Origin of the sequence: Arcobacter acticola, assembly GCF_013177675.1 — a bacterium.
In the GTDB taxonomy this organism is placed as follows: domain Bacteria; phylum Campylobacterota; class Campylobacteria; order Campylobacterales; family Arcobacteraceae; genus Aliarcobacter; species Aliarcobacter acticola.
In genome coordinates this window covers 183,569-202,315 of record NZ_CP042652.1, presented here as the reverse complement: position 1 = coordinate 202,315, position 18,747 = coordinate 183,569, and the positions used below count along the sequence as shown (strand labels likewise).

At 26.2% G+C, this 18,747-nt stretch carries 24 protein-coding genes; 8 read left to right on the top strand and 16 right to left on the bottom strand.

The genetic code is table 11. The features are described 5' to 3' along the window. Nucleotides 1-40: 40 nt before the first annotated feature. From luxS to AACT_RS01065, 3 genes are read left to right on the top strand one after another with little or no spacing between them, the layout of a single operon-like run. Nucleotides 41-556 carry an S-ribosylhomocysteine lyase gene (gene luxS, locus AACT_RS01075; protein WP_172124167.1) on the top strand — a complete coding sequence of 172 codons (516 nt, stop codon included), beginning with the start codon at nucleotides 41-43 and terminating at the stop codon, nucleotides 554-556. Between the two features lie 4 nt (nucleotides 557-560). Further along, nucleotides 561-1,004: a hypothetical protein gene (locus AACT_RS01070; protein ID WP_172124165.1), complete on the top strand. Its 444-nt coding sequence runs from the start codon at nucleotides 561-563 to the stop codon at nucleotides 1,002-1,004. Nucleotides 1,005-1,047: 43 nt separating this feature from the next. Further along, nucleotides 1,048-1,803, top strand: coding sequence for a tRNA (5-methylaminomethyl-2-thiouridine)(34)-methyltransferase MnmD (locus AACT_RS01065; protein WP_172124163.1), 756 nt, complete (start codon nucleotides 1,048-1,050; stop codon nucleotides 1,801-1,803). A 21-nt stretch (nucleotides 1,804-1,824) separates the two neighbouring features. Here AACT_RS01065 and AACT_RS01060 read toward each other — a convergent pair whose 3' ends face one another. Continuing rightward, complete coding sequence (locus tag AACT_RS01060) at nucleotides 1,825-2,319, bottom strand: hypothetical protein (RefSeq protein WP_172124161.1); 495 nt, start codon at nucleotides 2,317-2,319, stop codon at nucleotides 1,825-1,827. A gap of 130 nt (nucleotides 2,320-2,449) precedes the next feature. Here AACT_RS01060 and AACT_RS01055 point away from each other — a divergent pair, with 130 nt between their 5' ends. The 3 genes from AACT_RS01055 to AACT_RS01045 all read left to right on the top strand — a co-directional run bounded on the left by AACT_RS01055 (nucleotide 2,450) and on the right by AACT_RS01045 (nucleotide 6,465). Beyond that, complete coding sequence (locus AACT_RS01055; protein WP_346726245.1) at nucleotides 2,450-4,138, top strand: ABC transporter substrate-binding protein; 1,689 nt, start codon at nucleotides 2,450-2,452, stop codon at nucleotides 4,136-4,138. A 102-nt stretch (nucleotides 4,139-4,240) separates the two neighbouring features. Next, nucleotides 4,241-5,599: an IS4 family transposase gene (locus AACT_RS01050; RefSeq protein WP_172124157.1), complete on the top strand. Its 1,359-nt coding sequence runs from the start codon at nucleotides 4,241-4,243 to the stop codon at nucleotides 5,597-5,599. Then, nucleotides 5,596-6,465, top strand: coding sequence for a sensor histidine kinase (locus AACT_RS01045; RefSeq protein WP_172124155.1), 870 nt, complete (start codon nucleotides 5,596-5,598; stop codon nucleotides 6,463-6,465). Before AACT_RS01050 ends, AACT_RS01045 begins: the two co-directional genes overlap by 4 nt. An 84-nt stretch (nucleotides 6,466-6,549) precedes the next feature. Here AACT_RS01045 and AACT_RS01040 read toward each other — a convergent pair whose 3' ends face one another. After that, entirely contained in the window at nucleotides 6,550-7,683 is a 1,134-nt protein-coding gene (locus AACT_RS01040) for an iron-containing alcohol dehydrogenase (RefSeq protein ID WP_172124153.1), read from the bottom strand. Nucleotides 7,684-7,750: 67 nt separating this feature from the next. Between AACT_RS01040 and AACT_RS01035 the strand changes: the two genes are divergently transcribed. Next, nucleotides 7,751-8,338, top strand: a complete 588-nt coding sequence (locus tag AACT_RS01035; protein ID WP_172124151.1) for a DUF2238 domain-containing protein — start codon at nucleotides 7,751-7,753, stop codon at nucleotides 8,336-8,338. Nucleotides 8,339-8,451: 113 nt separating this feature from the next. Here the strand turns inward: AACT_RS01035 and AACT_RS01030 are convergent, their stop codons facing one another. Further along, on the bottom strand, nucleotides 8,452-10,053 hold the full coding sequence (locus tag AACT_RS01030) for an IS1634 family transposase (protein WP_172124149.1): 1,602 nt from the start codon (nucleotides 10,051-10,053) through the stop codon (nucleotides 8,452-8,454). Between the two features lie 113 nt (nucleotides 10,054-10,166). Here AACT_RS01030 and AACT_RS01025 point away from each other — a divergent pair, with 113 nt between their 5' ends. Continuing rightward, nucleotides 10,167-10,505: a DUF2238 domain-containing protein gene (locus AACT_RS01025; protein ID WP_172124146.1), complete on the top strand. Its 339-nt coding sequence runs from the start codon at nucleotides 10,167-10,169 to the stop codon at nucleotides 10,503-10,505. 155 nt (nucleotides 10,506-10,660) lie between these two features. Here the strand turns inward: AACT_RS01025 and AACT_RS01020 are convergent, their stop codons facing one another. The 13 genes from AACT_RS01020 to AACT_RS00960 all read right to left on the bottom strand — a co-directional run bounded on the left by AACT_RS01020 (nucleotide 10,661) and on the right by AACT_RS00960 (nucleotide 18,722). Beyond that, nucleotides 10,661-11,362 carry a hypothetical protein gene (locus AACT_RS01020; protein ID WP_172124144.1) on the bottom strand — a complete coding sequence of 234 codons (702 nt, stop codon included), beginning with the start codon at nucleotides 11,360-11,362 and terminating at the stop codon, nucleotides 10,661-10,663. Between the two features lie 17 nt (nucleotides 11,363-11,379). Continuing rightward, nucleotides 11,380-12,429: a hypothetical protein gene (locus AACT_RS01015; RefSeq protein ID WP_172124142.1), complete on the bottom strand. Its 1,050-nt coding sequence runs from the start codon at nucleotides 12,427-12,429 to the stop codon at nucleotides 11,380-11,382. A gap of 3 nt (nucleotides 12,430-12,432) precedes the next feature. Further along, nucleotides 12,433-13,230: a hypothetical protein gene (locus AACT_RS01010; RefSeq protein ID WP_172124140.1), complete on the bottom strand. Its 798-nt coding sequence runs from the start codon at nucleotides 13,228-13,230 to the stop codon at nucleotides 12,433-12,435. Between the two features lie 40 nt (nucleotides 13,231-13,270). Next, a complete protein-coding gene (locus tag AACT_RS01005; protein ID WP_172123745.1) occupies nucleotides 13,271-13,498 on the bottom strand; it encodes a hypothetical protein in 228 nt (75 codons plus the stop codon). A gap of 20 nt (nucleotides 13,499-13,518) precedes the next feature. Further along, the gene (locus AACT_RS01000; protein WP_172124138.1) at nucleotides 13,519-13,917 is read right to left on the bottom strand and encodes a YkvA family protein; all 399 of its coding nucleotides are present in this window, start codon (nucleotides 13,915-13,917) and stop codon (nucleotides 13,519-13,521) included. A gap of 350 nt (nucleotides 13,918-14,267) precedes the next feature. Continuing rightward, complete coding sequence (locus AACT_RS00995) at nucleotides 14,268-14,582, bottom strand: cyclic-phosphate processing receiver domain-containing protein (protein WP_172124136.1); 315 nt, start codon at nucleotides 14,580-14,582, stop codon at nucleotides 14,268-14,270. Then, nucleotides 14,563-14,739 (bottom strand): hypothetical protein, encoded by a 177-nt coding sequence (locus tag AACT_RS00990; RefSeq protein WP_172124134.1) that lies wholly within the window; start codon nucleotides 14,737-14,739, stop codon nucleotides 14,563-14,565. Before AACT_RS00990 ends, AACT_RS00995 begins: the two co-directional genes overlap by 20 nt. A 73-nt stretch (nucleotides 14,740-14,812) precedes the next feature. Continuing rightward, nucleotides 14,813-15,196 carry a HEPN domain-containing protein gene (locus tag AACT_RS00985; RefSeq protein ID WP_172124132.1) on the bottom strand — a complete coding sequence of 128 codons (384 nt, stop codon included), beginning with the start codon at nucleotides 15,194-15,196 and terminating at the stop codon, nucleotides 14,813-14,815. Next, nucleotides 15,186-15,491: a nucleotidyltransferase domain-containing protein gene (locus tag AACT_RS00980; protein ID WP_172124130.1), complete on the bottom strand. Its 306-nt coding sequence runs from the start codon at nucleotides 15,489-15,491 to the stop codon at nucleotides 15,186-15,188. The genes AACT_RS00985 and AACT_RS00980 overlap by 11 nt, the downstream gene beginning before the upstream one ends. A 63-nt stretch (nucleotides 15,492-15,554) precedes the next feature. Continuing rightward, the gene (locus AACT_RS15755) at nucleotides 15,555-15,797 is read right to left on the bottom strand and encodes a WYL domain-containing protein (RefSeq protein WP_488153809.1); all 243 of its coding nucleotides are present in this window, start codon (nucleotides 15,795-15,797) and stop codon (nucleotides 15,555-15,557) included. 175 nt (nucleotides 15,798-15,972) lie between these two features. Beyond that, complete coding sequence (locus AACT_RS00970) at nucleotides 15,973-17,226, bottom strand: transposase (RefSeq protein ID WP_172124128.1); 1,254 nt, start codon at nucleotides 17,224-17,226, stop codon at nucleotides 15,973-15,975. A gap of 79 nt (nucleotides 17,227-17,305) precedes the next feature. Further along, nucleotides 17,306-17,812 carry a DeoR family transcriptional regulator gene (locus AACT_RS00965; protein WP_172124126.1) on the bottom strand — a complete coding sequence of 169 codons (507 nt, stop codon included), beginning with the start codon at nucleotides 17,810-17,812 and terminating at the stop codon, nucleotides 17,306-17,308. A gap of 10 nt (nucleotides 17,813-17,822) precedes the next feature. Then, nucleotides 17,823-18,722, bottom strand: a complete 900-nt coding sequence (locus AACT_RS00960; protein ID WP_172124124.1) for an OB-fold protein — start codon at nucleotides 18,720-18,722, stop codon at nucleotides 17,823-17,825. Nucleotides 18,723-18,747 lie beyond the last annotated feature (25 nt).

The following is an 18,747-nucleotide window of genomic DNA, read 5'->3' as shown; positions in this document are numbered from 1 at the left end:
AATTTGAATAAATTTTATAAACAATAAAAAAGGAATAAATATGCCATTATTAGATAGCTTTAAAGTTGACCATACTATCATGCCAGCACCAGCAGTAAGAGTTGCAAAAACTATGAAATCACCATCGGGAGATATTATTACAGTTTTTGATTTAAGATTTTGTGTACCTAATCAATCTATGTTAAGTGAAAAAGGTATTCACACACTAGAGCATTTATTTGCAGGTTTTATTAGAAATCATCTGAACTCTGACAAGGTAGAAATCATCGATGTTTCACCAATGGGTTGTAGAACTGGTTTTTATATGAGTTTACTTGGAAATCCAGATGAAAAAACTGTGGGAGCAGCGTGGAGAGCTTCGATGGAAGATGTTCTAGCTGTTGAGAAACAAGAAGATATTCCAGAATTAAATATCTACCAATGTGGAACTTGTGCAATGCATTCACTTGATGAGGCAAAAGATATTGCAAGAGATATTTTAAAATCTGACATTGGTGTTATGTCAAATGAAGAGTTATATCTTAGTGATGAAAAACTAAACGCTTTAGGAAACTAAAAAAGTGCAACAAAAGCTAAAACTTTTTAAAGAGTTATTTGCAGATTATACAAATATTGCTATTTTACATATTGATAACTCTTTGGGACTTGTTGATTCAGCACTTGAAGAAGTAAGAGAGCAAAATGAAGGGAATATAAGATATATTCCTTTTGTTGATGAAAATAGCGCAAAATTAAAAGCAACTGCAAGAGAATATGAATATATAGTTTTAGGAAATATACTAACATACTGTTCTAATCAAGAAGCTATTTTAAAGCTTATGTATAAAGCCATTGAAAACTCAGGAAATATAATTATCTTAGAAAAAATATCAAATGATAATAGATATGAATTATTAGACTTATTAGAAAATATTGGTTTTCAAGCACCAAATTGTATTGAACTTTTTGATGATACATATATTTTCACAGCTAAAAAAATGCATCATTGGGACAATGGGCTATAAAATCAAAAAATTAAATCAAAAAAAGTAAAGTGAATAACTAATTTTGCAAAACAATATAAACTCAATAGTAGCCACAAAAGATGGCTCAAATACCCTATTTTCAAAACTTTATAATCAACACTATCATAATCCTGATGATGGAGCTATAAACGAAGCTTTGAGTAAACATATCATTCCTGCTTTTACATTTCACAAAGATAAAAAAGAACTAACTATTTTAGATATTTGTTTTGGCATTGGATATAACACTTTCTCTACTATTTATTATGTTTTACAAAACAATCTTGATATAAAGTTAAATATTTATTCACCTGAACTTGATGGAAAACTTGTGAACTCACTTGATAGCTTTGATTTTCCAAAAGAGTTTGAGAATATAAAACATATAATAAAATCTGTAGCACAAACAGGGCAATATAAAGATGACAAAATTAATATAGAAATCTATATTGGTGATGCCAGAATGCATATTAAAGGCTTAAATCTTGACTCTTTTGATATAGTTTATCAAGATGCATTTTCAAGTGATGTAAATTTTGAGCTATGGACAAAAGAGTATTTTGATGATATTTATAAGCTTTGTAAAGATGATTGTGTTATGAGTTCTTATGCAATTGCCACGCCTATTAGGCTATCTATGAATGAAGCTTCTTTTTATATTTATGAACATAGACCACTTAAAAGAAAAATCACATTAGCTTTTAAACAAAAGCAAGAAACAATTGGAAAGTTTGTGGATATGGATTTAAAAAAACAGAGAAATAAAGAGGCTGTGGCTTTGTATGATAAAGTAGTTTAAGTAAACTACTTTTCTACTTTTTTATTTTGAAAGGTTATCTTTAATATATTTTTCTAAATCTCTTTTTGAAATCTCTTCTTTTATAGATTTTTCAAATATCTCTTCAATTTTTTCAGAATATTCTTCATATGAAAAATATGGGAAATGTAACTTCCAAGATCTTTTTATCAACTCTTTAGTAATACTATCTCTCATTCTATCTCGAAAAAAATTAAATCCAATAAAAATTGCAGCTGTAATTATCATAGCTCCAATAATTGAGATATGTGCATCAATCTTTGCTAAAGGCTTATGTGTTAGTAGTGAGATTGGTACTACTACAGCTAAAACTAAACCTATATAAACAATATATGCACGAACTAATCTTATTCTAAATCCAAGTTTTGCAGGATCAACATGCATTCCATCTGAGTGTTGTCTATTAGCAATAAGTAAATCTTTTAGTAAAATTGGTTGCTTTGATATTGTGTAAACATATTCTAATATTTTATTTTTAATCGTTTTTTCTTTAGACATAATATTTTCCTAAATTTAATGATACATATTTTATCTTACTTTGTTATAATGTTGTGTTAATTAAGTATAAAAAATTTCTAAAAAAGGTCTTATAATTAAAAAACTATTATTAATCATAATACTCTTATCAATGTTTTTACTACCATCTGCATATTCGCAAAACTTGCAAAAAACATCAATTCAGTTAATGTGGGTGGATCAGTTTGAATTTGCAGGTTTTTATATGGCAAAAGAAAAAGGTTTTTATGAAAAAATAGGACTAGATGTAGAAATAAAAAAATATAATCTATCTACAAATGTATTAAATGAAGTTTTAGAAAAGAGAGCAGATTTTGGCGTAAATTCAAGCTCTTTAATTATAAAAAAATCACTTGGGAAAGATATTGTAATATTGGGTTCAATTTTTCAATCTTCACCTTTAATTATTCTTGCTTTAAAAGATTCACGAATCAAAAATATACATGATATAAAAAATAAAAAGCTTATGATGACAAGTGAGCAATACGAAGCTGCACCCTTACAATCAATGTTAATAAGTGAGAATATATCTTTAAAAAGTATTAATTTAATAGATCACTCTTTTAATGTTGATGACTTAATAAATAAAAAAACTGACTTTATGATGGCATATACTACAAATGAGCCCTATTTACTTAAGGAAAAAGGATATGAAAGTCAGATATTTCACCCAAAAGATTATGGATTTGATTTCTACGAAGAGATACTATTTACTTCAAAAGAATTCGCTAATAATAACCCCAAACTAGTAAAAGATTTTTACGATGCATCAATTTCAGGGTGGTATTATGCTTTTGAAAATATTGATGAAACAGCTCAATTAATTTATGAAAAATACAACCCTCAAAATAAAAGTTTAGCTAGTTTGATTGATGAAGCAAAGGAAATGAAAAAATTAGTTTATGACAAAGAGAATAGAATTGGAACTATTACAAAAGAAAGAATTAATTTAATAATAAATACCTACAAAGTATTAGGATTAATGAAAAATTCTATTGATATTGATGATTTAATCTATACGAAACATTTAAATAATTCATTCACTTTAAGTAAAGAAGAAAGTGATTATTTGGAAAACAAAAAAGAGATTAAATTTTGTATAGATCCTGATTGGATGCCCTTTGAAAAAATTGAAGATAATAAACATATTGGTATTTCTGCTGACTACGTAGATATAATTAAAAGCAAACTAAATGTTCCAATTACATTAGTTCAAACAAAATCTTGGAGTGAAAGTCTAAGTAAGGCAAAAGAAAGAGTTTGTGATATTATTCCTCTTATTGTAAAAACAGATAATAGAGATAAATATCTAAACTTTACATCACCATATATAAAACTTCCTTTAGTTATGGCAGGAGGAATTGAAGACTCTTTTATCGAAGATATAAATCAATATAAAAATAAAAAAATTGGGATTTCAAAAGATTACGCATTTGGAGAAATCTTAAAAGCTAAATATCCACACTTAAATTTTGTAGAAGTTGAAAATATGAAAGATGGCTTTGAACAAATACAAAAAGGACAGATTTCTGGTTTTATAGAAAATCTAACAACAATTGGATTTGCAATTCAGAAAAATTATATTGGACAAATAAAGATTATTGCTAAACTTAATGAAACTTTAGAAGCTGGAATTTCATCAAGAAATGACGAACCTATATTAAACTCTATTTTCCAAAAAGCTTTAGATTCTATTGATTCAGAAAAAAGAGAAGAGATTTACAATAAATGGGTATATGTAAATTATCAAAAAGAAACTAATTATGATTCTTTAAATAAATTACTCAACTTTCGCACATAGAAAATCATAAACTCACTATATTCAAAAGCTTCATTAAACCCCATAAATAGACACTTTTAGCTATAATTGTTCACCACAAACATTAATATATAAGGGCTTTTTATGGGTATTGACAATTTTATCGAAACTGCTATGAAGAGTGTGTTAAAGAATCCTATAGTTTTAGTTTTAAGAGATATAAATTTTAGCAGTATTTTAAAACAAAGTAATTTTATCAAGCGTGATGTAGGTGTGCCGCCGTATATGGTGATCTTACAATTTTTATATATGTTCCTTATTAATAAAAAGATCTCATCCTTTATGAAATATAGTAATGACAGTTTTAAGAAAGATGTTTATTATAGATTACTAAAAAATAGTAAATACAACTGGAGAAAATTATTGTTGCTCACATCCGTGAACTTAATCAATAAACTTTCATCATTGCAAAAGCCAACTGATACAAAAGTATTTATCATTGATGACACAGTTGAAATTAAGCGTGGAAAATATATAGAAGGCAGTTGTAAGAATTTATGGAGCAATAAAGATAAAAGAGTAGTTAAGGGTTTAAATATTGTATCACTAAACTATAGTGATACTCATACCGATATGATGCTAGATTTTTCCATGAACTATAATAAAAATCAAATTATAGATTCTATTGATAATAAATATCACCATAGAAGCAATGCCTATAAACGAAGAATTGAAGGGAGAAACGGTAAAAATATCCAAGCAATAAATATGCTAAAACGAGCTTTAAGTTCAGGAATATATGCAGACTATCTACTTGTCGATAGCTGGTATGCAAAACCAAATTTTATCAAAGAGGTTAGAGATAATGGTTTGGATACGATTGCAAGGGTTGCAAAAAGCAATAGAATCTGGCAGTTTAGTGGGAAATATAAAACACTTGAAGCTCTATATAATCATGAAAAACAAAATAAAACTTCAAAACTTGGTAACTATAATTCCATCAAATACTCCTATGTTTCAACTATCACTACACATAAAACACTTGGAAGAGTAAAGATTGTATTTATAAGAACCAAAGAAAATCTAATACCAATATTTTCAACCAATATACATTTATCAGATTTAGAGATTATAAATACATACAAAAAACGGTGGAATATTGAGCAAGGATATAAAGACCTAAGGGAATACTTTCAATTCGGTAAAGAGGAAAACCGCATTTATGAAGCCCTAATAGCTAGAATCACTCTATCATTCCTTGCATACAATTTAACAAGCTATATCAATCGTATCAATAATGAACCACAAACTTTAGGAAACTTATTCAAAGACTTAGAGTGTCAGCTTGAAACCCTTGCTATTTCAATGGAACTATTCCTAAAAATATTAGAAAACTTGCTCCAAACTACAGAAATTGTCAAGAGAAATAAAGATTTAGAGCTTATTATCAATGTTTTACGCATTCATACCAAAAAGCAACTTGGTTTTATGTGCGAAAGTTGAGTAAATTATTATTTATTATTATTGGATTTATTCTTATTTTTATTTTATTTTATCGACAGTATCTTTTAAAAAAGATGAATGAAGAACTCAATGAAAAAATAAAAATTGAAATAAAAAAGAATGAAGAAAAAACTAGAATTTCAATTCAACAATCAAGAATGGCTTCAATGGGAGAGATGCTTGAGAATATTGCACACCAATGGAGACAACCATTATCAACTATAAGTGTTGCTGCATCAGGAATTGAGATCAAAAAAGAGTTAAATATCTTAAATGATGAAGAATTGAGTGATTCTCTTAAACATATAAAAAATGCAACACAATATTTATCTAATACAATTGATGATTTTAGAAACTTTTTTGTTAAAGATAAAATTCCTTCAAATATAAATATCAGAAATACTTTAAATAAAACAATTGATTTAATGAGCTCAACTCTAGCAAAAGAAGAAATTACACTAATAAGAAATATTCAGAATATTAACTTCACATCATATGAAAATGAATTAATTCAGGTTTTAATGAATATTTTTATTAATGCTAAAGATGCTTTAGCAAATAGAAAATCAGAGAAACTAATAATTGTTGTAATAAAACAAATTGAAGATAATCTAGTTATTAAAATCAAAGACAATGCAGGTGGTGTAGATTCTTCAATAATAGATAAAATTTTTGAACCATACTTTACAACAAAACACCAATTTAATGGCACAGGAATAGGTCTTTATATGAGTAAATTAATTGTTGAAAAACATTTAATTGGAGAGATTTCAGTTAAAAATATTGATTTTATATTTAATTCTAAAACATACAGAGGTGCTTTGTTTGAGCTGGTTTTACCGTTAAATATAACAAATAACAAATAAGAAAGAAGCACAAAGCTAATGAGCATGTAAAATAAACTATTTCAAAAGAGATAAACTCTCTTTTAGAAAATAGTTTGCATTCAATTATTTTAAAGACATTGTTAAAATTCTAGATACTTTATCTAAAGTAACATTCCCTTTTTCTCCAAGAGCTGTCATACCATGTGATTCTAAAGCTTTTGTGATATTTGAAATTACATTATCATCTGTTTTATAAGCACTTAATTTTGTAGGAACTCCAATACTTTGGTACATATACTCTATTGCTTCAATAACCATTTCATAATTATGTGGCATATCAAAAACTTCTTTTCCCATCAAAGTTAATTTTTCTTGTTTATCTTCAATCATAACTCTTAAAAGATGGGGCTGAACAACTGCTAAACTTTGTGCATGGTCAAGTCCATAAAATGCTGTAATTTCATGTCCTATCATATGTGTAGCCCAGTCTTGTGGAACACCTGAACCTATAAAACCATTTAATGCTTGATTTGCTAAAAGCATAAGATTTTCTTGCCAAAGTTCAGTTTTTCTGTTTGACCAATCTTGAGCTAAGGTGTGCAAACCTTTTAAAATAGTTTGTGCATAACCATCGTGTAAAAGTGAAGTATTTGGGTATGTTAAATATTGTTCACAAGTATGAACAAATGCATCAACCAAACCATTTGCAAGTTGTCTATCATCTAGTGTACTCATTACACTTGAGTCTAAAACTGCAAATTTTGGATATAGAAGTGGTGACCCAAAATATCTTTTTTCATTTGTTGCTTTTTTTGAAATTACACTATTTACATTTGATTCACTTCCTGTTGCTGGAAGTGTTAAAATAGCTCCTAAAGGAAGAGCTTTTTCTACTTGCTTACCTTCTAAAAAATCCCATCCATCACCATCATAAAGTGAAGCTGCTGCTAAATATTTACAACCATCAATAACAGAACCTCCACCAACTGCTAAAATAAAATCAATTTTTTCAGCTTTTATAATCTCAACAGCTTTATTTAAAGTTTCCACGCTAGGATTTGGTTCAACTCCAGAAAATTCACTCCAAGTATAACCATCAAGGGCACTTACAACTTGATCATAAACTCCATTTTTTTTAATAGAACCACCACCATAAACTACTAGCACTTTTTGGTCTTTAGAAATAAAATTTACGATTGATTTAATTTGACCTTTTCCAAACTGAATAGCAGTTGGGTTATAATATGAATACTCCAAATAAAATCCTTTATAATAATTTTTAATCTATATTATAGGATAATTTGAATTACAAAGGATAACAATAATGAAAATATTTTTTCTTTTATATTTTGCAGTTCTTATTTGGTCTGCAATCAATCCAAAAGATTACTTCACTTGGTTTTTAGAAGTAATCCCAGCAATTATTGCTTTGATTGTTTTAGTACTTACTTATAGAAAATTCAAACTAACAACTTTGATTTATTCTTTGATTTTAGTTCATTGTATTATTTTAATGATTGGTGGTCACTACACTTATGCTCAAGTTCCTTTATTTGATTTTATAAAAGAGGTTTTTAATCAAGACAGAAATAACTATGATAAAGTAGGTCATCTAGCCCAAGGATTTGTTCCAGCGATGATTGCAAGGGAAATTATCATTAGAAAAAATATAATTCAAATAGAAGCTTGGAGAAATTTTTTTATAGTTTGTTTTTGTTTAGCATTTTCAGCATTTTATGAGTTAATAGAGTGGTGGGTTGCAATTTTTACAAATGAGGCAGCAAATGATTTTTTAGGAACACAAGGTTATATTTGGGATACACAAAGCGATATGTTTTGGGCGTTATTTGGTTCTATTTTAGCACTTATAATTTTGCGAAAATATCACGATAAACAACTAAAAAACCTTTAGTTGTTTTTTATATTAATATAAAAATCCCATAAGCCAAAGTGGATTTTGTTATTTTTTGAAGTGTTGCTAAATCCATGTTTTTCTCCTGACTTTCTCATATGGACACACACTTTTTAACTATTTTTAATTGCATTATAAACTTGTTGTTGAATTTCATCAAATTTCAAGTAGACTAATTTTCCATTTGTTCTAAGTGCAAACATATGTTTAATTATATCTCTTAAAAGTTTTTGTGAGAATTTAAATTTAATATTATTTTCTTTAAGTTTTGAATCAAACTCTTTATAAATTGAGTATGATACAAATGAAATAAGAATATGAGCCTTTATTCTGGTTTCTAGCCTATGGTATATGGGTCTGATTTTAAGATCAGTTTTTGATATTCTAAATGCTTGTTCTACTGCATATTGATTATTATAGTGTTCTATAATTTCACTTGGTGTTAGTGTAAAATCATTTGTAATAAAACCTTTTATACCATCTAATTTTGAATCATTATCAACTTTTTGATTATTGATATTAAAAGTGATATCACATTTATGATCATCGATGTTAAGATATTTAGCATAGTATGATAGTTTTAAATCTTTTTTTGTGATAGATTTTGAGAATTCAATTTTTTTCTTTAATCTTTCAAGTGCTTTATCTCTATTATGTTTATCTTTCTTAGCTCTTGCCGTTGAATATGAAAGAACTAACCTTTGATTGATATTTATGGATTGTTTATTGTCATTCTCATCAGTATATGGTATATCTTTATTAAATTTAAGTGTATGAGTTACTCCATCATTTAAAAATATCAAGTTTGATATTTGCTCTTTTAAATCATTTGATATATTTTTTATTTTGGCTGCAAGGATATATTTATATCCATTATTTTCAAGATATACTAGATTATTATTGTTTAGCATTCCTCTATCAGCTACAACTACAGGTTTATTTTTTAATTGAAATTTATTTTGAAACTTTTTAAGTACATCAACTAAAGTATGTCCCTCATATTTATTACCCTCATAAACCTCAAAGCTTAATGGATATCCTTGTAGTGTTGTAAACAATCCCAGTTGTATCTGAGGACGTGCTAATTTACCCTCTTTACTAAATCCAATACGTCTAAGATCGTCTTCACTCTCAGATTCAAAGTACAGGGTTGTAACATCATAAAATGTAAATGCAATAGTTTGGTTCATTTTTGCATAAGTATGATCAAATACACATTTTTCAATTTGTAGTTTTAAATTCTCTTCATAAAGTGTATCTAAAAATCTATAGATAGCATTTTTATCTACACTCTCTTTTTTAAAATATTCAAGATAATCAATCAAATATAATTTACTACCAGGATACAGTAATCTTGATACAACAAGATTTTTAAACATCTGAAGTCTTTTACAATCCAAATCTACACTAGAACATCCCAATCGTTCAAATAATTTTCCATAGATTAATTCATCACCTATTGGTATTAAATCATTATTTCCAAGTTCTATGAATATTAACTCTTCATTTTTATTTTCATCAAATAAAGTAGGATACATTTGTTGACGCAGTTCTTCTAAACGTTTATTTGCAACATCTAAATAAATTTGTAAATCTAAATCATTTTTTACACAAGCAATAGTTTCTATAACCTTATATTTCCTATGAACTCTATCGATAATCTGAATACTGATTGTTCCACTACTATTTTTCTTCTGTCTAATATGTAAACTCATACTAAAATTGTAGCAGGTTTTAGACTATAGGACACACACTTTTATGAATTTTATAGTCTATAAAGCCCTTTAATAAGGGATATCACTTTTAGAAAAATTGATTTTTGATAAAAATGAGAAAGTCAGGAAATAACTATGATAAAGTAGGTCATCTAGCCCAAGGATTTGTTCCAGCGATGATTGCAAGGGAAATTATCATTAGAAAAAATATAATTCAAATAGAAGCTTGGAGAAATTTTTTTATAGTTTGTTTTTGTTTAGCATTTTCAGCATTTTATGAGTTAATAGAGTGGTGGGTTGCAATTTTTACAAATGAGGCAGCAAATGATTTTTTAGGAACACAAGGTTATATTTGGGATACACAAAGCGATATGTTTTGGGCGTTATTTGGTTCTATTTTAGCACTTATAATTTTGCGAAAATATCACGATAAACAACTAAAAAACCTTTAGTTGTTTTTTATATTAATATAAAAATCCCATAAGCCAAAGTGGATTTTGTTATTTTTTGAAGTGTTGCTAAATCCATGTTTTTCTCTTATTATAAAATATAGTTTATAATAAAATCAGGTTTATTATGAAATGGAGTTTATAGTAAATCAAACAAGCTATAATTTTTTTTCTTCTTTATTCAGCTCTTTTATAAATATATTCAAGTTATCATTCTGCATCTTAATTTGTTTTTCTAAATCATTTACTACTTCATTATCATAAAAAAATGTTCGAAGAGTACCTTGTTTTTCTTGTTCTTTTTTTAATTTATTATGTAGATTATTTAGTTTTTCCTCTTCCAATAATATTATTTTATTTATTTCTTTTATATTTTCTTTTATTATTTCAGGATTTTCACTAAATACAGAATAATATAAAAATAAAACAACTGTAATTCCTATTAATATTTTTATAAATTTTGAATATTTATTATCTTCATCTTTTAATTTATTTTTATTAATAAACTTATCTTCTGGATTATTCCGATTATTTACTTTTCTTTCTTTATTATTTTTTGCTATTTCTAATTGCTTAAAAACTATTTGAAATAAATCTTCAAATTCATCAATTATTCCTTCAAATTCGAAATTATCATCATGAACTATTTTATTTCTTATCGTAGCTATTTTTCTTAATATTCTAACTTCAATAAAATCTGCTAATAATTTATCTTCTATACTACTTATCTTTTCGTGTAATCCTTTACCTTCTGCTTTATAATTTTCTTGTAAAAAAGTTTCTAATCTTTTGCTAAATTCAACTATTCTTCCTATATCTTCATGTTTAGATTTTTTTGATAAATTCTCATTTTTTCCCATATTTGCTCCTTATTATTCTAAAACTTATCTTTTACTAAAACTTTTGTATCTTCATAGCTTTTTTTACTCTCTTGCGATATTTGATTCATAGTCTCAAAATATATAGAGTTATACTGTTGTTTAAATATTAGTTTATTTTCATTTAATTCTTTTAATAATTCTTGTTTCAGTTCTTCTCTATTAAAATATTCATCTCCTGATATTATTATTGCGTCAGTTGCAAACCAAGTTATAATTGCAGCAGTTGGTGCACATACTACAACAAGAGGACCACATACAATTCCAGAAGCACCTACAACAGATGAAGCCGCAAATTTTCCAGTTTTAATTGCAACTTTAGAAGCAACTTTAGAAGCAACTTTTGCAGCCAGTTTTGTAGTTATCGCTTGAATAACTTTGGAACTAAATCCAGCAAGAAGAAGAACTCCAGCTTTTCCTTCTTGTATAGTTTTATTTGTATTTATTTCATCACGTAATGTTTGTAATGAATTTGAATTTAATTCTAAATCTACATTTTCTAAAGCATAATTATCAATTAATTTTAAATGTTCTTTCATATTTAACTTATACATATCATTCATTGTTTTTAACGAATTCTGTACTTCATCATTAAATTCTTGTCCAAACAATTTATCTGTTATCAATTCTCCAATATCCTCCGTTATCATTGCTGATAATTCAATATATTCTCCTTTTATAGAATAATGAAAGTCTAAGAAATTATCTAAATTATTCTCTACCCTATTGAATAATCTATCTATTTCATTATCTACTGTACTTTCCATTATTGATACTCTATTTTGTAAGTCAATAGATATATTATCTTTATACTTTTCTAAATTTTCTTTTGCTACATATTTAGTAATAATTGGTATTTTTTTATCACTAATTCTTTCCATATTTTTAAATGCTACTAATTGAGCTGCCAAATAAATAATAGACATAATAATTATTACTAACCAAAATATTTTCTCAAAGAGTGACATTTTTGAAAAAAAATTTTTCTTTTCAAAAACTACATCAACTTTTGCATCTTCAATTTGCTTCATTTCAGAATCTTTTTCCATTTATTATCTCTTTTCCTTAAATAATTTATTCAATAAATATATTATTTGACCTATAAATCGGTTAATTCCTAATATTGCCAAACAATTTATTATTATAAAACTAGACCAAATCAAAGTTTTATAAACCCCCTCCTGCATTTTTTCTGTTGAATTAACAATACTCCACCAAAAAATTGCATCTATTTCTCTTTTTAATCTAAAAATATATTCAGTTATTTCAGATTTAGAACTTATAGAATTTGTAGCATTTGAGATTGAACTTTGTAAATCATGGGTTAAGTAATCTGGTTCAAATCCATTCATTATTAAATAAATAGCAAATCCCAGTAAAAAAATATGGGAGATTTTAATTATTAATTCTCTAACAAATATTTCTAAAAAATGTTCCTTAATAATTTTGCTGAATTTTCTAAGAAAAAATTTATATAAAATTACCATAAATACTATCTGAACAATTAAATAAATCCACATTTTCATCTCATAATCTATTAAACTATACATCAAACTTATTGTCATCATAATTGAAAATATAACAAATAATAGAATTAAAAATATGCGTCCAGTTAAAATTGTTGCTAATAATGTTTTTTCATTAAAATAACAAGAAATAAAACAACTTCTTTCATAAATCTTTATTTCAATAAAACTATAACTTATAGTAATCAACACAAAAAAGGGAATGAGTAAAGAATAACTATTTTGTATGTACAATATTTTCCAAATCATTATTACTAAAAATATAACAAGTAATGTCCCAATAATAAGCTTATTCGGGTTTATTTTTTCTAAATTTTCATTCATAATTTTTCTTATCCTAAAATAATATTACATTAGTATTTTTTCATTTTTTTAATCTTCTTATAAACTTAACTATTCCACCAACAGCCATACCTACCGTAGTAACTATTGCAACTATATTTTGCAATGTGTTAGAATTTTCAGAAGATGAATAATCGTTTTTTTCTCTTATTGAACCCGTATCACTTCTCTTTCTTCTCCATACCCCATAATTATTTCTACTTCTTTCTTGCCCAGCTGTTGGTCCAGTTTTTACTTTTGGTATTGGCATAATATTTTCCTTAATATGTATTAATTATTTTTCCATTGTTTATATTTTATTAAATCTTCACTTACTAAATCCAATGTAAATTTAATCACAGTTAAATCATCAACATATCCTACTACAGGTATAAAATCTGGAATTACATCAATTGGTGAAACAAAATAAATTATTGCACCTGTAATCGCAGCAATTGTATTCCAAGGAACATTCGTATAGTCTCCTTTTACATAATCTATTATTAAATTTATCATTAATTTTAAATCATTCCATACTTTCATTAATACGCTAGGAGGATTTTTATCCAATTCATCAATTTTTGTTTTTCCCTTTTTAGATGCATAATCAACATCATCTGAATCAACATTTTTGATATCATCTTCAAATTTCTTTTTAGCTAATGCTTCTTGTTCTTTATTTATTTCCATTTTTAATTCTCCTATTTTTTATTATACATTGTATAAATGTAGACTATAAACATAACACACAAAATAGCTCAACGGATTAGCTTTACCAAATCATTGGGGAAATGTAGCAAAAATAAGAAAAGAAAAAGGCTTATCACAACTTGATCTTTCATTACAAATGGTCTACAAATCAGTATCTATTGTTTCAAGTGCTGAAATTTATTACAATGGTAAACATTTTAATCTTGAACATCTACTAAAAATATCACAAATTTTAGATGTCAATATTTGTGATTTCTTTGAACCTTTGAAATAATTATACCCACCAAATGACTCACAAATGACTCATTCTTGATTTTTAATAATAATTTTTAAAATTTCTTTAAATAATTATTCAATATCCCCTCAATATTTGCTTTTCCAATTGGATTTGCTGAATGAACATTAAATTTAAAATCTTTTGGAAATTTATACAAATTATCTAAATTCATTTCAATTAGCCATTTTGCAAAGTCATATCCACTAGGATAGATATTATTTAAATCATCACAACCTAAATCATGGTCGAAAGATATATAATTTGGTATTCCATTTTGTTGTACAAATTTTACAGCTTCTTGGAAACTTCTAACAATGATAAAATCATCATCTTTAGGAATTCGTATATCATCTAGGTATAGTTTCACTATCACTCCTTGTAAATAAATCTAATTTAAATACCTGTTCTTCTATATTATTTTCTTTAAATTTTTCAAATTTGGAATTAGTACATATATCAGCCATTGAAAAACTATTATTTTTAAGCCAGACTTTAAGTAATGTACTCAATTTTGAGATTTTCAATTTATTTTCCTTTATTCTCTTCTACTATTATAATTTTACCAATGAGAAGAGTAAGGTTGTGTCATTTTTAGATTTAAAGGTAAGTTTTCACATCTTCTTTTATGTTTATTGCTATATTTATACAGGTTTCGCAGATACTATTATCAGGTTCAAAATCAGGAAGTACAGAACCAAAAGGGTATTTCGATGATAAATAAATTGAATCAATTAAATCCATATCATCTTCACTAATATCAATAATAATATTATTTTGTTTTAAGGTTTCCACTAAAGATGAAATACTGTGTGTTTTTTGTAGTTTTATACCTTTTTCTATAAAAAGAGCTTTCAAATCTTTTTCTATAGATTGTTGAGTGTTTTGTAAAACGGTATTATAAAGGGAACTTTCCAAAAGTATTTGAGCAGAAAGAAGATTTTCTTTTGCATAATCAAGCCAAAGTTTTGTTTCATCTTTCATAAATAACCAAACCTTTATCTATTTCGTTTAAAAAAATACCATTTGCTCCTTGCTTTATAGGAACAATATCCAATGGAATTTGTTTTGATAAATCTCTTAAAACTTTTCTATATTTCAAAGATAATTTTAAATAATTATCATTTGAATTTTGTACTATGGCTATATCTATATCATTTGGTTCTGATGATTTCACAAAAGAGCCAAATAAAACTATTTTTGAGATTTCAGAGAATTGCGATAATTGAGATTTTATTATTTCTATAAAATTAGATTTTTTATCTTCACTTAGTGGCATAAATTACTCCTTTTTTATTTGTTCGATTATATTACAATCATTTTCTTTTGTCAAAATAATTTTCTAAATTTTCAAATACTCTTTCAAACCATTTTCAAGTTTTTCTTTTAGATAATCAGGTGAGATAATCTCTACATTTGGTATCCAGTATCTAACTATTTTTAGTATCTCTTCATCAAATGATACTTTACAAGAAACTAGTAATCCTTTATCATCCAGTTCTTTTAAAACTATTTGATTAGGAATGATTTTTCTTCTTAAAAAATAGTTGGCTACTTCTTTTTTTATTTTTAATACTACTTCTATTTCACTATTACTAAACCAAACATTATCATCGTTATTAATTTTATCAATTATGCTTTGCTCTATTTGAAAAGTTTGAGATGTTTTTTCTAGCTTAGTGATTTTTTTGAAGCTAAAAGTTTTAATTTCATCCTCTTGAGTTGCTATAAGATACCAAATACCTTTAGTATTTAGTAACTCAACTTTCGCACATAAAACCTAACTGTTTTTTGGTGTAAACCCTTAGCATATGGATAATCTGTTCTAAATCTTTATTTCTCTTGACAATTTGAGCTGATTGTATCAATTGTTCTAATATTTTTAGGAATATTTCCATTGATATAGCTAAAGTTTCAAGTTGGCACTCCAAATCTCTAAAAAGATTACCAAGAGTTTGTGGTTCATTATTGATTCGGTTAATGTAGCTTGTTAGATTATAAGCAAGGAATGATAGAGTTATTCTAGCTATTAAAGCTTCATAAATTCGATTCTCCTCTTTACCAATTGGTATAAGATTATCTTTTGTTTTTATAAAAACTATTTTGATTTTTCCAAGTGTTTTATGAGTAACAATAGCAGAAACATAGCTATATTTGATAGAATTATAGTTACCTAGTTTTGAACATTTATGATGTTTAGCTTGATTATAAAGTGATTCAAGGGTTTTTGAATTCCCTATAAATTGCCAAATTTTGTTTGATTTTGAAACTCTTGCAATCACATCAAGACCATTTTGTTTGACTTCATTGATAAAATTTGGTTTTGCATACCAACTATCTACAAGAAGATAATCAGCATATATTCCTGCATTCAAAGCTCTATTTATCATATTGATAGCTTGTAAGTTTTTACCATTAATCCCTTCAATCCTTCGTTTGTAAGCATTACTTGAATGATGAATTGTTGTATCTGTAAAATCTACAATCTGATTTTTATTATAATTTAGTGAAAAATCTAGCATTAAATCAGTATATGAATCACTGTAATTGATTGACACAATATTCAACCTCTTAACAACTCTTTTTTCTTTATTGCTCCAAAGATTTTTACAACTACCCTCTATATACTTACCTCGTTTGATTTCAACTGTATCATCGATAATAAGAACTTTTGTATCTGTAGAATTTTGAAAATATACAAGTTTAGATAAGAGTTTTACAGATGTTAAAAGTAATAGTTTTCTCCAATTATAACGACCATTTTTCAAAAGTCTATAATAAACATCTTTTTTATAACTATCGTTACTGTATTTCATAAAAGTTGATATTTTTTTATTGATAATGAACATATATAAAAATTGTAAAATTATCATATATGGTTTTACACCAATATCACGCTTTTTAAAATTACTTTGCTTCAAAATAGAAGCAAAATTTATATCTCTTAAAACTTCAATAATTGGATTTTTTAATACTTTATTCATAGCTGTTTCGATAAAATTGTCAAGTCCCATAAAAAGCCTTCTATAATGGTGTTTTGGTCGATACCATTATAGCTAAAAGTGCCTATTTATGGGATTTTAGGAAGCTTTTTTATATAGGAAATTTACGATTTTCTATGTGCGAAAGTTGAGTTAGTAACTTATATGGTTTTACTATTCTTGCTTTATCATTGTAAGTGAAGTTAATAAAAGTTTTTGACAAAATTGATTCTTCAACTAATTTAAACTCATTTGTTTTATCACTTACATCTTCATAGTTATGCCCTTTTATAATATAGGCTTTAGAGATTGTATCGTCAAGGATATTTTTTAAGAAATCCTCTTGTAAAGATGGATACAACTCTTTTATACCACTCAAAACTGCAAAGTTTTTTATATCATCAAAGTTCAATTTCCCAAGATAATACTCTTCAAGATAATAAAGATTATTCTCTTTTTTAATTGGTAAATATGAAAGTCTTTCCGATAAATCCCTTTGAATAGTTCTTTTTGTGACATTAAACTCTTCAACTAGATTATTTATACTAAACTTTTCACCTGAGTTGAATTTATTTAATATTAGAGCTAACCTAGTTGCAATTTTATCGTGACTTTTCATATCTATCCTTCTATTTTTTTATATCAGTTGATTGGGTATTTACAGATGTTTTTCGTTTTTCTTCTTCAATTAAATCTCTAATAGTACCAATTTCATCTATACATTCACCATTATCAAAAGTGGCATCTTTACAACCTGTATTATTAACATCTATTTTTGATGCAACGGTTTTCACAAATTCTATCATTTCATCTGCTCTTTTACTTGTATTATTTTTATAAGCATCTAATGTTATTTTACCCCAATCTTGTTCTGAAAACCAACTATCAAAAGGTATACAATTATGTAGTTTAACAGAACCCATAATGAAATGATTAATTTTACAAATCATTTGAACTTCTGTTCCTTTTGATAAATTTGATGCCCAATCGATATACTCTTTTTTCATTTTAGCACTTGGAGTCATATATGGATTGCTTCCACCTGATAGAGATAAATAAGGTTCATTTGATGAATTTTTACCAATATTTATAACTTTTCCACTAACCAATAACAACTTATTTTTAAACAAATTATCAGCATTAATTTCATTTTTTTCATATTCTAATTGAATTGTATTTGCAGAAACAACACTAGGTATTACAATATTCTCATCATTTGAAAATATTGGTTCTCCACTATTTATTAAAGCTTCTGTTTGATTTTGTATCAAAGTATGAAATATATTTGCTTCTATTTCAGTTAGATATAGTTCTTTTTTTACGGTTGATGAACTTGATTTTTCACTTGAATTTGTTCCAAGTTTAGAATCATCATTATTACTTCCTAAAACAGCTAATATAATAATAGCTATTAAAAAAATCATAATATAAAACCAAATACCTCTTTTTCTTTTATATCCACAATGTGGACACACTTTCACATTTGATGAAATCTCTTTCCCACACTCTTCACATTTTACCAATGCCATGTTATTTTCCTTTTATTTTTATATT